The sequence below is a fragment of the Pseudactinotalea sp. genome (assembly GCF_048594945.1).
Taxonomy (GTDB): domain Bacteria; phylum Actinomycetota; class Actinomycetes; order Actinomycetales; family Beutenbergiaceae; genus Pseudactinotalea.
In genome coordinates this window covers 1-13,549 of the sequence record NZ_JBMDXJ010000455.1, presented here as the reverse complement: position 1 = coordinate 13,549, position 13,549 = coordinate 1, and the positions used below count along the sequence as shown (strand labels likewise).

14 protein-coding genes and 1 pseudogene are annotated in these 13,549 nt (G+C 71.9%); 12 read left to right on the top strand and 3 right to left on the bottom strand.

What is annotated here, in order from left to right:
• Window positions 1-246 precede the first annotated feature (246 nt).
• From rplM to ACOJSN_RS20730, 4 genes are all read left to right on the top strand, one after another.
• Window positions 247-690, top strand: coding sequence for a 50S ribosomal protein L13 (rplM, locus tag ACOJSN_RS20745; RefSeq protein ID WP_420114378.1), 444 nt, complete (start codon window positions 247-249; stop codon window positions 688-690).
• A 50-nt stretch (window positions 691-740) separates the two neighbouring features.
• Complete coding sequence (rpsI, locus tag ACOJSN_RS20740) at window positions 741-1,220, top strand: 30S ribosomal protein S9 (RefSeq protein WP_420114380.1); 480 nt, start codon at window positions 741-743, stop codon at window positions 1,218-1,220.
• 91 nt (window positions 1,221-1,311) lie between these two features.
• Window positions 1,312-2,664: a phosphoglucosamine mutase gene (gene glmM / locus ACOJSN_RS20735; RefSeq protein WP_420114377.1), complete on the top strand. Its 1,353-nt coding sequence runs from the start codon at window positions 1,312-1,314 to the stop codon at window positions 2,662-2,664.
• Window positions 2,665-2,832: 168 nt separating this feature from the next.
• Entirely contained in the window at window positions 2,833-3,540 is a 708-nt protein-coding gene (locus tag ACOJSN_RS20730; RefSeq protein WP_420114376.1) for a DedA family protein, read from the top strand.
• 40 nt (window positions 3,541-3,580) lie between these two features.
• Here ACOJSN_RS20730 and ACOJSN_RS20725 read toward each other — a convergent pair whose 3' ends face one another.
• Together ACOJSN_RS20725 and coaA are read right to left on the bottom strand one after the other, a co-directional pair.
• Window positions 3,581-5,041 carry a carboxylesterase/lipase family protein gene (locus tag ACOJSN_RS20725; RefSeq protein WP_420114375.1) on the bottom strand — a complete coding sequence of 487 codons (1,461 nt, stop codon included), beginning with the start codon at window positions 5,039-5,041 and terminating at the stop codon, window positions 3,581-3,583.
• Window position 5,042: 1 nt separating this feature from the next.
• A complete protein-coding gene (gene coaA, locus ACOJSN_RS20720; RefSeq protein WP_420114374.1) occupies window positions 5,043-6,035 on the bottom strand; it encodes a type I pantothenate kinase in 993 nt (330 codons plus the stop codon).
• A gap of 72 nt (window positions 6,036-6,107) precedes the next feature.
• Here coaA and glmS point away from each other — a divergent pair, with 72 nt between their 5' ends.
• The 8 genes from glmS to ACOJSN_RS20680 all read left to right on the top strand — a co-directional run bounded on the left by glmS (window position 6,108) and on the right by ACOJSN_RS20680 (window position 13,138).
• Window positions 6,108-7,967: a glutamine--fructose-6-phosphate transaminase (isomerizing) gene (glmS, locus tag ACOJSN_RS20715; RefSeq protein WP_420114373.1), complete on the top strand. Its 1,860-nt coding sequence runs from the start codon at window positions 6,108-6,110 to the stop codon at window positions 7,965-7,967.
• Between the two features lie 16 nt (window positions 7,968-7,983).
• Complete coding sequence (locus ACOJSN_RS20710) at window positions 7,984-8,388, top strand: holo-ACP synthase (RefSeq protein ID WP_420114372.1); 405 nt, start codon at window positions 7,984-7,986, stop codon at window positions 8,386-8,388.
• On the top strand, window positions 8,388-9,890 hold the full coding sequence (locus ACOJSN_RS20705; protein ID WP_420114371.1) for an NAD(P)H-hydrate epimerase: 1,503 nt from the start codon (window positions 8,388-8,390) through the stop codon (window positions 9,888-9,890). The genes ACOJSN_RS20710 and ACOJSN_RS20705 overlap by 1 nt, the downstream gene beginning before the upstream one ends.
• Before the next feature lie 158 nt (window positions 9,891-10,048).
• Window positions 10,049-11,182, top strand: coding sequence for an alanine racemase (alr, locus tag ACOJSN_RS20700; RefSeq protein ID WP_420114379.1), 1,134 nt, complete (start codon window positions 10,049-10,051; stop codon window positions 11,180-11,182).
• Entirely contained in the window at window positions 11,179-11,646 is a 468-nt protein-coding gene (gene tsaE / locus ACOJSN_RS20695; RefSeq protein WP_420114370.1) for a tRNA (adenosine(37)-N6)-threonylcarbamoyltransferase complex ATPase subunit type 1 TsaE, read from the top strand. Before alr ends, tsaE begins: the two co-directional genes overlap by 4 nt.
• Window positions 11,647-11,655: 9 nt before the next feature.
• Window positions 11,656-12,330: a tRNA (adenosine(37)-N6)-threonylcarbamoyltransferase complex dimerization subunit type 1 TsaB gene (gene tsaB / locus ACOJSN_RS20690; protein ID WP_420114369.1), complete on the top strand. Its 675-nt coding sequence runs from the start codon at window positions 11,656-11,658 to the stop codon at window positions 12,328-12,330.
• Window positions 12,327-12,791: a ribosomal protein S18-alanine N-acetyltransferase gene (gene rimI / locus ACOJSN_RS20685; RefSeq protein ID WP_420114368.1), complete on the top strand. Its 465-nt coding sequence runs from the start codon at window positions 12,327-12,329 to the stop codon at window positions 12,789-12,791. The genes tsaB and rimI overlap by 4 nt, the downstream gene beginning before the upstream one ends.
• Before the next feature lie 143 nt (window positions 12,792-12,934).
• Window positions 12,935-13,138, top strand: coding sequence for a DUF2871 family protein (locus tag ACOJSN_RS20680; protein WP_420114367.1), 204 nt, complete (start codon window positions 12,935-12,937; stop codon window positions 13,136-13,138).
• A gap of 8 nt (window positions 13,139-13,146) precedes the next feature.
• Here ACOJSN_RS20680 and ACOJSN_RS20675 read toward each other — a convergent pair.
• Window positions 13,147-13,549, bottom strand: a pseudogene (locus ACOJSN_RS20675) (hypothetical protein); the annotation flags it as partial.

The window sequence follows — 13,549 nt, the reverse complement described above, 5'->3', positions numbered from 1 at the left end:
GCCTCGCTTTGACCCGAGCGCGGGCGACAGGTACTCTGGGACGTCGTTGTGCGTGCACGCGCATGCATGCGGTCGTTCGGTTCCTGCTGAGTGTCCGCGATGCTGCGTTCGTGTCCCGCCCGCGACAGACCTACAGCTCCTGCTGACCGGTCCGCGTGCGTCCACTCATGATCACCCTGCTGGGTGCGTGAGTCCGGCGCGGCGCGACGGTGGCAGGGAACTACACCAGATCGAAGGTTCAGCTCCGTGCGTACGTTCACCCCCAAGGCCAATGAGGCCGAGCGCAACTGGTACGTCATCGACGCCACCGACGTGGTCCTCGGCCGGCTCGCGAGCCAGGCCGCCACGCTGCTGCGGGGCAAGCACAAGCCGACCTTCGCGCCGCACGTCGATGGTGGTGACTTCGTCATCGTCATCAACGCCGACAAGGTCGCCCTCACCGGCAGCAAGCGCGAGGACAAGATCGCCTACAGCCACTCCGGTTACCCGGGCGGGCTCAAGGCCACGAGCTACGCGCAGCTGCTCGCCACCCGCCCCGAGCGTGTGGTCGAGAAGGCGATCCGCGGCATGCTCCCCAAGACCTCCCTCGGGCGCGCCCAGCTGCGCAAGCTCAAGGTCTACACAGGCGCCGAGCACCCGCACAGCGCGCAGCAGCCCCAGTCGTTCGAGATCACCCAGGTCGCGCAGTAAGCGCGCCTGACACCAAGGAGTATCCAGTGGCGCAGCCAGGAGTCGAGACCATCACCGAGCCCACCGCGAGCACCGAGGATGGCGAGCTCACCTCGTACACCTCCGAGTCGACCGCGCCCGAGGGGCGTGGCCAGTCGATCACCGCTCCGGGCGCGGCCCTGGGCCGCCGCAAGGAGGCCGTGGCGCGAGTCCGCCTCGTGCCGGGAACCGGCGAGTTCAAGGTCAACGGGCGTGCGCTCGAGACCTACTTCCCGAACAAGCTGCACCAGCAGCTCGTGAACTCCCCGTTCACCGTGCTCGACCTGCAGGGCCGGTTCGACGTGGTCGCCCGCATCAACGGCGGCGGCACCTCCGGCCAGGCCGGCGCGCTCCGGCTCGCGATCGCTCGCGCGCTCAACGCGATCGACACCGACAGCAACCGCGCCACGCTGAAGAAGGCCGGCTTCCTCACCCGTGACGCCCGCGCCACCGAGCGCAAGAAGGCCGGGCTCAAGAAGGCCCGCAAGGCGCCGCAGTACTCCAAGCGCTGACGCGAGTCACGCTGCATCATCACGACGGACGGTGGATACTTCCACCGTCCGTCTTGGTGTCTCCACGCACCCGGCATCACGGAAGGTGACCATGAGTCGACTGTTCGGGACCGATGGGGTCCGGGGCCTCGCCAACCGCGAGGTCACCGCTGACCTGTCCCTCGCCCTCGGAGCCGCCGCCGCGCGCGTGCTGGCGCAGCAGGGAACCTTCGAGGGGCACCGGCCCCGCGCGATCGTCGGCCGAGACCCGCGGGTCTCCGGCCAGTTCCTCGCCGCCGCGATGGTGGCCGGCCTCGCCTCCGCAGGAGTCGACACCGACGACCTCGGCGTGCTGCCCACCCCGGCGGTGGCCTACCTGACCGGCGCAGAGAACGCCGACCTCGCCGTGATGATCTCGGCCTCGCACAACCCGATGCAGGACAACGGCATCAAGTTCTTCGCACGCGGCGGACACAAGCTCGACGACGCCGTCGAGGACGCGATCGAGGCCGCGCTGAACCAGGAGTGGGAACGACCTACGCACGGGTCCGTCGGCCGCATCACGCTGGACCGCGGCTCCTCGGGCGAGCGCTACGTCGAGCACCTCCTGGGCAGCCTCCAGCACGACCTCACCGGGCTGCGAATCGCCGTCGACTGCGCCAACGGAGCTGCCAGCGAGGTCGGCCCGGTCGCGCTGCGCGAAGCGGGAGCCGACGTGGTGGTCATCAACGCCTCACCCGACGGCCGCAACATCAACGAGAAGTGCGGATCGACCCACCCCGAGCAGCTGCAGGCCGTCACGGTCGCTTCGGAGGCGCACCTGGGTGTCGCGTTCGACGGTGATGCCGACCGCTGCCTCGCCGTGGACCACACCGGCACGCTCGTGGACGGCGACCAGATCATGGGCGTGCTCGCCGCTGCGCTCAAGGAGCGGGGTGCGCTCGCCCACGACACGCTCGTGGTCACGGTGATGAGCAACCTCGGGCTGCTGCTCGCCATGCGCGAGGCCGGTATCGAGACCGTGCAGGCCGGCGTGGGCGACCGTTACGTGCTCGAGGCGATGCGCGCCGGCGGCTTCAGCCTCGGTGGCGAGCAGTCCGGGCACCTCATCCTCGCCGACCACGCCACCACCGGTGACGGCGTGCTCACCGCGCTCCAGCTCGCCTCGCGAGTGGCGCAGACGGGACGCACGCTGGGCGACCTGGCCTCCGCCGTCGAGCGCCTTCCCCAGGTGCTGATCAACGTCTCGGGCGTAGACAAGGCTCGGGTGGCCTCGGACGAGGCGCTCGGCGCCGCGATCCTCGACGCCGAGGCGCGACTCGGCGAGACCGGGCGCGTCCTGCACCGCCCCTCCGGCACCGAGCCGTTGGTCCGCGTGATGGTCGAGGCCGCCACGGCCGAGCAGGCGGAGCAAGAGGCTGACCGCCTCGCTGGTGTGGTCGCCGACCGGTTGGCGTTGGGCTGACGGCCGGCGGGTCCGTCTGAAGGATGACCCACGCTCGGTGATCCGGTCCCCTCGGTGGAGGCGCCCGGGGGACAACCCCCACCATGATCAGGGAATACCAGATGGCGTGATGTCGCTTCCGGCACATAGCGTTGCCTGTGTTCGACGCTCAGTGGGAGGAACCGGAACATGCTCGAGGGACTCGCCGGCGCCGCGGAGACCGTGGCGGCGTGGTTGGCGAGCCTCGGCGATGTGGTGCTGCAGCTCGCCGGCACCCCCTGGAGCATCCTGCTCATGCTCGTGTTCACGATCATCGACGGGTTCTTCCCGCCGGTGCCGAGCGAGAGCGTGGTCATCACACTGGCCAGCCTGTCGATGACCGGGGACGGCCCACCGCTGTGGGCGATTCTCCCGGCGGCGGCGGTCGGCGCATTCGTCGGTGACGTGATCGCCTACGCGATCGGTACCAAGGTGCCGCTGCGGAAGTTCCGCATCTTCCACGGCAAGCGCGGCGCCCGCACGCTCGCCTGGGCGGAGCACACGCTGGAGCACCGTGGTGGTGCGTTCATCCTCGCCGCCCGCTACATCCCGATCGGCCGCGTGGCCGTGAACATGTCAGCAGGCGCACTCGGCTTCCCGCGCCGGCGGTTCATCCTGTTCGCGGGGATCGGCGCGGTGTGCTGGGCGATCTACTCCACCCTGCTCGGCATCAGTGCCGGTGCCTTCCTGCACGACCAGCCGCTGCTGGCCGTGGGTGTGGGTCTCGTGCTCGGCGTCGTGCTCGGCACCGTGATCGACGCTGTGATGCGCAAGTTCTTCGGCGCGCCGAGCCAGCCCGCCACCGAGGCCACCAAGGCTGACGCCGCCGAGGAGAACGCCGTCGTCGACGCCGCCTGAGCGGCACGTTGTCCCTCGTCGACTCACCAGGTAGGTCGGCTCAGATCACCTCGAGGCCGAGGCGTTCGAACCGGAAGGGGTCGCGGCCCACCCAGGGTGTCTCGTCGTAGACCTTCGCCGCCGGATTGTCCGGTGTGTACTCCTGCCAGGGCACGACGGCGGAGCGGACGAAGGCGGCGACGTCGCCGCTCATCTCGGTCGCCAGTGCCGTCGGCGGGTGCTCGCCCGCGATGCGATCCACGCGTTCACCGCCCAGCACATCCCATGCAAAGGGGAGGTCGATGCAGTGGCGGGCAGGGCCGTGCTCAGGGTGCCAGCGGAAGTCCCAGACGCCCACGGGCGCTCCGGCCCGGTCACGGGCGGCGGCGACCTGCAGCGCGGTCATCCGGAACGCCCGGTCGGTGAGCGCCTGCCCGAGCAGCTCGGCCGCCGACAGGCCCGGGTACGCACGTGGGTAAGCGCGCGCGAGCGGCGCCGGTAGACCCGCGGCTCCCAGCACCGGTGTGGGGGTGACGTGCTCGAGAGGCTGTTCCAGCAACGCGGTCGCGGGATTGAACTCGTGGCTCGTGGCGCCGATCAGCAGCGGCCGGTCGTCGTGCTCGGCGAGCGCGGTCAGCGGGTCGTGGACCAGGTCGGTGCCCACGATCGGGCCCACCGCAGTCAGCGGGCCGGTGCGGGAGAGCGCGCGGTGCAGCTGGGTCAGACTCGACCAGACACTGCCGTCCTCCAGCCCACGGTCGGCGGCCGCGAGCACCTCGCGACTCAGCCCGCGCCAGCCCTCCCGTGAGTTCTCGACGCCGAGCTCACGTGAGACCCGAGCACCGAGGCGAGCTGCGCCCTCGGGAGCGATGTCCGGCAACGGGGCGGAGTGCACCACGGCCGCGCGGAACAAGCCGCGCGCCTGCGGCGACGACAGCAGCGAGAGCACCAGCCCGCCGCCCGCGCTCTGACCGCCGACCGTGACCTGCTCCGGGTCGCCACCCACGCCGGCGATCTCCTGCTGCACCCAGCGGAGCGCGGCGAGGCAGTCGAGCACGCCGCGGTTGTCGGGTGCGCCGGGGATGTGACCGAAGCCCTCGAGCCCGAGCCGATAGGTGATGGTGACCACCACGGCGCCAGAGCGGGCGAGGCTCGCGCCATCGAACCAGCCGCCGTTCGGGCTGCCACCCACGTACCCACCGCCGTGGATCCACACATACACGGGGAGCAGGCCCTCACGCTCGATCGGTGCGGTGACGTTGAGATTGAGGATCTCCTCGCCCGGGGTGGCGGGCTCGGGGATCGAGGACGTCTCCGAGGAGAGCGGCAGCAACGGTGTGGGCCCCGGCTCGACGGCGTCCCGCACCCCCTCCCAGCCCGGGTGCGGCTCGGGCTCGGCAAACCTGAGGTCACCGACCGGGGCGGCCGCGTACGGGACGCCACGGAACCGCACGAGCCCAGCACCGCCGTCGACCATCCCACGAAGCAGCCCGGCCCGGGTGGTCAGCACGTCGCGTGCCATGTCAGATCCTCCGCAACCGCACCCGACTGATCCGGTGCTCGGCATCCTTGGTCAGCACGAGCGTCGCACGGCCCCGCGTGGGAAGCACGTTCTCCACCAGGTTCGGCTCGTTGATGCTCGACCAGATCTGCAGTGCGCGCTCGCGGGCCTGCTCGTCGCTGAGCGCCGCGTACCGGTGGAAGTAGGAGCGCGGGTCGGCGAACGCGGTGCTGCGCAGGTCGCCGAACCGCTCCACGTACCAGCGGCGGATGTGCTTCACCTCGGCGTCGATGTAGATCGAGAAGTCGAAGAAGTCGCTGACCGCCAGCGAGGCCTCGCCGGCCGCGGTCACCCGTGCCGGGGCGAGCACGTTGAGGCCCTCGACGATCAGCACGTCCGGGTTGCGCACGGTGATCTGCGCCTCGGGGACGATGTCGTAGGTGAGGTGGCTGTAGACCGGGGCGTGCACCTGGGGTGCGCCGCCCTTGACCTGCTCGAGGAAGCGGAGCAGCGCACGCCGGTCGTAGGACTCCGGGAATCCCTTGCGCTCCATCAGCCCGCGGCGCTCGAGCTCGGCGTTGGGGTAGAGGAAGCCGTCGGTGGTGACCAGCTCCACCCGGGGGGTCTGCGGCCAGCGGCGGAGCATCTCGCGCAGCAGTCGAGACGCGGTCGACTTGCCCACCGCGACCGAGCCCGCGACACCGATCACGAACGGCGTCGGGTGCGTCCACTCGCCCAGGAACGTGGACGTGGCCGTGCGCAGGTGCTGCGACGCCTCCACGTACAGGGTCAGCAGCCGCGACAGCGGGCGGTACCCGGTGTCCACCTCGCGCAGGTCGATCGGATCACCCAGACCGCGCAGGTTGTCGATGTCGGCCTGCGTCAGCGGCAGCGGCGTCGCCTCTGCGAGCCGAGACCACTCGCTGCGGTCGAACTCGACGAACGGGGCGTCGTTGCTCGTGGAGACCTCGGTCACGGGAACACACTCTGTCACTCGCACCCCCGTCGCGCACATTCTCGGCCCGATCGGCGCGAGCGGATGCGGGCAGTGCGCGGGAGGGCGGGGGCCGCCGTTACCCTGTCCACCATGTGCGGAATCGTCGGATACGTGGGCCCGGACGCGCCCAGCGAGCGGCCTCTCGAGGTCGTCGTGGAAGGGCTGCGGCGGCTGGAGTACCGGGGTTATGACTCGGCGGGTGTCGCCGTCGTCACACCCGAGGGACTGGTGAGCGCCAAGAAGGCCGGCAAGCTCACGAACCTGATCGAGGAGCTGGACTCGCGGCGGATCCCGGCGGGCACCTCGGCGATCGGTCACACACGCTGGGCCACGCACGGTGGTCCCACCGATGCCAACGCCCACCCGCACCTCGCCGGCGGCGGCAAGCTCGCCCTGATCCACAACGGCATCATCGAGAACTTCCACCAGCTCAAGCGCGAGCTGGTGGAGCAGGGCGTCACGTTCCTCTCGGAGACCGACACCGAGGTGGTCGCGCACCTGTTGGCGGCGGCCTACGGCGAGCACGGCGACATCACCGCCGCGATGCGCGCCACCGTGGGCCGTCTCGAGGGTGCGTTCACGCTGCTCGCCACGCACGCCGACCAACCCGGCACCGTGGTGGGTGCGCGCCGCAACTCGCCGCTGGTGATCGGCCTCGGAGAGGGCGAGAACTTCCTCGGCTCCGACGTCTCGGCCTTCATCGCCAGCACGCGCGAGGCGATGGAGATGGGCCAGGACCAGGTGGTGACGATCACCGCGGACAGCGTGAAGGTCACCGACGCCGAGGGCAACCCGGCCGAGGCCAAGCGGTACACGGTCGACTGGGACGCGAGCGCCGCCGTCAAGGGTGGGTTCTCCTCCTTCATGGAGAAGGAGATCCACGACCAGCCGCAGGCGGTCGCCGACACGCTGCTGGGACGCGCGGCCGAGGACGGCAAGCTCGTGCTCGACGAGATGCGCATCCCGGAGTCGGTGCTGCGCAGCGTCGACAAGATCGTGGTGATCGCGTGCGGCACGGCCGCCTACGCCGGGCACGTGGCCAAGTATGCGATCGAGCACTGGTGCCGGATCCCCACCGAGGTGGAGCTTGCGCACGAGTTCCGCTACCGCGACCCGGTGGTCGACGAGCGCACCCTCGTGGTCGCGATCAGCCAGTCGGGCGAGACGATGGACACGATCATGGCGGTCCGGCACGCGCGCGAGCAGGGCGCCAAGGTGCTGGCGATCGTCAACACGCACGGCTCCACGATCCCGCGCGAGTCCGACGCCGTGCTCTACACCCACGCCGGCCCCGAGGTGGCGGTCGCCTCCACCAAGGCGTTCCTGGCCCAGATCACTGCCTGCTACCTGCTCGGCCTCTACCTGGCCCAGCTGCGGGGCAACAAGTTCCCCGACGAGATCCGCGAGGACCTCGACCAGCTCCGCGCGATGCCCGAGAAGGTGCAGCGGATGGTCGATCAGGCCGAGCAGGTCCGCGAGGTCGCGCGCTCGATGAAGGACGTGCCCACGGTGCTGTTCCTCGGGCGCCACGTGGGCTTCCCGGTCGCGCTCGAGGGCGCGCTCAAGCTCAAGGAGCTCGCCTACATCCACGCCGAGGGGTTCGCTGCGGGCGAGCTCAAGCACGGTCCGATCGCGTTGGTCGAGGAGGGGCAGCCGGTGTTCGTGATCGTGCCCTCGCCGCGTGGGCGCGACCAGCTCCACGGCAAGGTGATCTCCAACATCCAGGAGATCCGGGCGCGTGGTGCCCGCACCCTCGTGATCGCCGAGGATGGCGACGACGGCGTGGAGCCGTTCGCCGACTACGTGTTCCGGGTGCCGCAGACGCCCACGCTGCTCGCGCCGCTCGTCACCGTGGTGCCGCTGCAGATCTTCGCTGCGGAGCTCGCCAGCGCCAAGGGCCTCGACGTGGATCAGCCGCGCAACCTCGCCAAGTCGGTCACGGTCGAGTAAGGCTGCTTCGAGCGTGATGTCCGACGGCGGAGCACGGCCCGGTCCTGCTGGTCCGGGTGGGTCCGTGGTCGGGGTGGGCATCGACGTGGTGGACGTCACCCGGTTCCTGCTCGCGCTCGATCGCGCGCCACGGCTGCGGGAGCGGTTGTTCACCGAGGCTGAGCGGGACCTGCCTCCGAACTCGCTGGCCGCGCGGTTCGCCGCCAAGGAAGCGATCGCGAAGGCGCTCGGCTCACCCGGCGGGATGCGGTGGCACGACTGCACCGTGCACCGCGTGGTCGGCGGGCCACCGCGGGTGGAGATCACAGGCACGGTGGCCGAGGTGGCCGATCGGCTCGGGGTGACGCACTGGCACCTGTCGATCTCGCACGATGCGGGTATCGCCTCGGCGATCGCGATCGCCAGCGGGAACGGTGCGTGATGATCAGCGGCTGGACGGCTGAGGCGATCCGGGCCGCAGAGGCGCCGGCGCTCGCGGCGGGGGATCCGCTGATGCAGCGGGCCGCGGCCGCAGTGGCCGAGGCGGTGCGTGGGCTGCTGCCGACCTCGAGCCCGGAGCCGACCATGGACCCGATGGTGCTCGTCCTGGTGGGCGGGGGCAACAACGGCGGCGACGGGCTGTACGCGGCCGCCGATCTGGCCATGTCGGTCGAGGTGGTGGTCGCGCTGACCCGGTCCGGTGTGCACGCAGCAGGCCTGGAGGCGGTGCGCACGGCCGGTGTGGACGTGCTGGACCTGAGCGCGCCGGAACCGCGCGACTGGGACGAGCTGCGCCAGGTCGCCGACCGGGCCGACGTCTGGGTGGACGCTCTCGCCGGGATCGGTGTGAGCGGGCCGCTGCGCGGTGTGGCGGGGGAGGTGGTCGAGCTGCTGCGGCAGGTGGCCGACGCGGCGCCGATCCCGCCGGCCGTGGTCGCGGTCGACATCCCCAGCGGCGTGGACGCGGACACCGGAGCCGCAGGTGGGCCGGTGCTCGCCGCCGACCTGACCGTGACATTCGGTGGCGCGAAGGCGGGGCTGCTGCTGCCCCCGGGCGACAGGCTCGCGGGTCGGGTGCAGGTGACCTCGCTCGGGATCGAGGAGTCGCTCGCGGCACAGGCGCCTGCGGTGGCGCGGCTGCTGGACGCCGACGTGGCCGACCTCTGGCCGGCGCCCGCGGCGCAGGACCACAAGTACACGCGCGGTGTGCTCGGCGTGGTCGCGGGATCGGAGGCGTACCCGGGGGCCGCGGTGCTGAGTGTCGGCGGGGCGGTGCGGACGGGCTGCGGGATGGTGCGCTACCTCGGACCACCACGGGCCGAGCACCTGGTGCTGTCCCGCTGGCCGGAGGTCGTTCCGGGTCCGGGCCGGGTGCAGGCGTGGGGGGGCGGGCCGGGCGTCGGCGGCGCCGACGAGCCCAGGCGCGCCGAGATCCGGGCGACGATCGAGACCGCCGTGAGCGACGCCGTCGGGCTGGTGGTCGACGCCGGGGCGCTGGACCTGCTGCCCCACGACCTCGGCGAGGCGAGGGTGGTGCTGACGCCGCACGCCGGCGAGCTGGCGACCCTGCTCACGGCGCGGGGCGAGGGCGTGGCGCGTGACGCCGTCGAGCAGGATCCGCGGCGCTGGGCGGCGCGCGCGGCCGAGCTGACCGGCGCGACGGTGCTGCTCAAGGGGGCCACCACGGTCGTCGTCGCCCCCGACGGCGAGACCTACGCCCAGGCCGACGGCACGCCATGGCTCGCCACGGCTGGCTCGGGCGATGTCCTGGCCGGTGTCCTCGGCGCGTTGCTGGCCGGGCTGACGGATGTGCCGGTGGCGCGCGTGGCGGCTCTCGCTGCACTGGTGCACGGGCGCGCGGGGCGGCTCGCGAGCGACGGCGCCCCGATCGTGGCAGGCGACATCGTCGCCGCACTGCCCGCCACCCTCCGCGCTCTCCTCTGATTTCAACGCTCTTCCGGCACGGCGAGGGTTTCAACGCTCTTCCGGCGCAGGAGCACACCCGCCCGAACAGCGTTGAAAGGGCCGTGGTGCCGGAAGAGCGTTGAAATCGTTCTGGTGCCGGAAGAGCGTTGAAAGCGGGGGTGGGGTGGGCTGGCAGACTGGCGCACGTGAGCTACTACCCGGCGCGCGCCACGATCGACCTGGCGGCGATCCGCGCCAACGTCGGCCGGTTGCGCGAGTACGCGGGTTCCGCCGAGGTGATGGCCGTGGTCAAGGCCGACGCCTACGGTCACGGGCTGGTGCCGGTGGCGCGGGCGGCGCGGGAGGCGGGGGCGAGCTGGCTCGGCGTGGCGCAGCTGAGTGAGGCGCTCGCGCTGCGCAACGCTGGCGATGTCGGCAGGCTGCTGGCGTGGCTGTACGCGCCGGGGGCGCCGCTGGCCGAGTGCGTGGGTGCGGAGGTCGATCTCGCGGTATCGGCGCCGTGGGCGCTCGCGGAGGTTCGTGCGGCGGCCGCCGAGGCGGGCAAGGCGGCGAGGATCCACCTCAAGGTCGACACCGGGATGGGGCGTGGCGGTCAGTTCCTGCCTGCGTGGACCGACATGCTCCACGAGGCGGTCGCGGCGCAGGCCGAGGGTCTGGTCGAGGTGGTCGGCGCGTTCTCCCACCTCGCTCGCGCCGACGAGGTCGACCACGCCAGCGTGCGCGCCCAGTTCGAGGTCTTCGCCGAGGCGGTCCGGCTCGCCGAGGCCGCGGGCGCCCACCTCGAGGTGCGCCACCTCGCCAACTCCGCGGCCACCCTCACCGAGCCGAGCGTCCACTACGACCTCGTGCGCCCCGGCCTGGCCACCTACGGGCTGTCGCCGCTCCCGGCCACCGAGCCGAGCCGCCTCGGGCTGCGCCCTTCGATGCGGCTCGAGGCCCAGCTGGCGCTCGTCAAGGCCGCGCCCGCCGGACAGGGCGTCTCCTACGGCCACACCTACACCACCCGCACCGACACTCAGCTCGCCGTGGTGCCGCTCGGCTACGGCGACGGCATCCCCCGGCACGCCAGCAACGCCGCCGAGGTGCAGGTCGGCGGTCACCGCTACCGCATCGCCGGCCGGGTCTGTATGGACCAGTTCGTGCTCGACATCGGCGAAGCGCAGGCACGGGCGGGCGACAGGGCTGTGCTCTTCGGGCCGGGAGACGACGGCGAGCCCACCGCGCAGGACTGGGCCGACGCCGTCGGCACCATCAACTACGAGATCGTCACCCGCGTGGGCGCGCGGGTGCCGCGGGAGTACATCGGATGACGATCGACCTTGCCGATGCCGAGCAGACCCGCGCCCTCGGCGAGCGCCTCGCGAGCCTGCTCCTGGCGGGCGACCTGGTGGTGCTGGTGGGCGATCTCGGCGCCGGCAAGACCACGCTCACCCAGGGGATCGGGGCGGGGCTGGGCGTGCGCGGCCAGGTCGCCTCACCCACCTTCATCATCGCCCGCGCCCACCCCTCGCTCGGGTCCGGTCCCGACCTCGTGCACGTGGACGCCTACCGCCTCGGCTCCCTCGACGAGGTCGACGCCCTCGACCTCGACTCCTCCCTGCAGGACTCGGTCACGGTGGTCGAGTGGGGCGAGGGGCTCGTGGAGCAGCTCAGCGAGGACTGGCTCGAGATCCGCCTCGAGCGGCCCCGCGGCGAGGGCGGCGCCGACGTGCGCGTCGCCCGGCTGATCGGGCACGGCCCGCGGTGGGCCGAGGTGACACTCCCCGGCTCCTAGAGTGGGTCCATGCGTTGGCTGGCGATCGACACCTCGGGCGGCTCCACCGTGGGGGTCGTCGAGGCGCCCGACGGCGGGGCTCTCGTCGAGCTGTCGTCTTACGTCAGCCCTGACCCGCGTGGGCACGTGGAAGCACTCACGCCGATGATCGAGCAGGCCCTTGCGGAGGCAGAGGTCGCTCCGGGGCAGCTGAGCGCGGTGGTGGTCGGCACCGGGCCGGCGCCGTTCACCGGGCTGCGGGTCGGGATCGCCAGCGCGATCGCGTTCGCTCGCGGAGCCGGCTGTGACGTGCGCGGCGTGTGCTCGCTCGACGCGATCGCCTGGGGCACCAACGGATCGGTGGTCGTCACCACCGACGCGCGCCGCCGCGAGGTGTACTGGGCCGCGTACGCCGGCGGCCTCGGACCGGCCGACGAGGACTGGCGAGAGCACGGACCAGCGGTCGGGCCGCCGTCGGACGTGACCGACTGGCTGGCCGGCCACCGGGGTCGGGCGATCGGACCGGGCACCGCGTTGTACCCCGACCTCGCGAGCGAGGGCGGCGAGGAAGCAACCGTGACCCCGATGGGACTGGTGGCGGTCGCCTGCGCACGGATGCGGGTGGGCGCGCCCACACCGTTGACACCGCTGTACCTGCGCCGCCCCGACGTGCACGTGGGCACGGGGCGCAAACGCGCCACATGAGCACGCTGCGACCGCTGCGATCCGAGGACGTGGACCGGGTTCTCGAGCTCGAGGCGGTCCTGTTCGGCCTCGGTGCCTGGACCCGCGGGATCTACGAGGAGGAGCTGCGTGCGCCCGGGCGGGCCTACGTGGCGATCGAGGAGAGCGGGCGGCTCGTCGGCTACGCCGGCGCAAGCCTGGCCGAGGAGAGCCACGTCATGACGATCGGCGTGGCCCCTGAGGCCAGGCGCCGCGGGCACGCCTCGCGGATGCTGGCCGAGCTGATGGCCCAGGCCCGCAGCCACGGTGCGACGTCGATGCTGCTCGAGGTCCGTGCCGACGACGACGGCGCCCAGGCCCTGTACCGCCGGTTCGGCTTCGAGCAGATCGGGCTCCGGCCCGGCTACTACCAGCTCGAAGGCGTGGACGGGGTGGTGATGCGGGCGGAGCTCAGCCCCGCATCGGCCACAAGGTTGAGCTGAGATTCAGCCACGCTGTCGATGGACGGGGACCGCCCCGTTGGTTGAGTCGGTGGCATGGCAGACAGACTGACGTCGTCCCGCGGGGCGTGTCTCTCGCAGCACGAAGCTGTTCACCTGGTTCTTCTGGGGTCTACAACGCCGGCGTGGTGCTCACCTCGGCGATGCTGGTCTGGCACGGGACCCTGACCGTGCTGGGCGAGGAGTCCACGACCATGATCGCCGGCATCGCGGGTCTCGGCCACATGCTGCTGACGGCGGGGATGATCCTGCTGTTCCTCGCCCTGCGGCGGGCGATCGTCTCGCCCGAGCCGACCACGGATCGGGCCCCCGCGACCGCGGAGGCCTGATCCCGCCGTCAGGCCTTCGCTCGCCGGGCGGCCCTGACCAGGCCGTTGCCGATCTCCCAGACCGTGATCGCGAGGATCACGACCGCGGCGATGACATCGCCGCGGTCGGTCGCGCCGGTCCACCCCAGGTGCGTGATCAGCTCCGGGTTGAGCACCCGATGCTGCAGCAGCAGCGGAACCACCACGGCCGCGAACGCCACCGCGATCACGGCGTTGACCGCGGCCACCGGCCAGGTCCAGCCGGCGCGGTAGAGCCACACCGCGTGCAGGGCCTCGGCAGCGAGCAGCACGAGCACGATCGCCAGCCATGGGCTCCACAGATCGGGGCTGAACACCGGGATCCGGCCCTCAGCACCGAGGAACGGCGAGCCGATGTGCTGCCACACCAGCAGCGCTGCCGCGAGCGTGAGC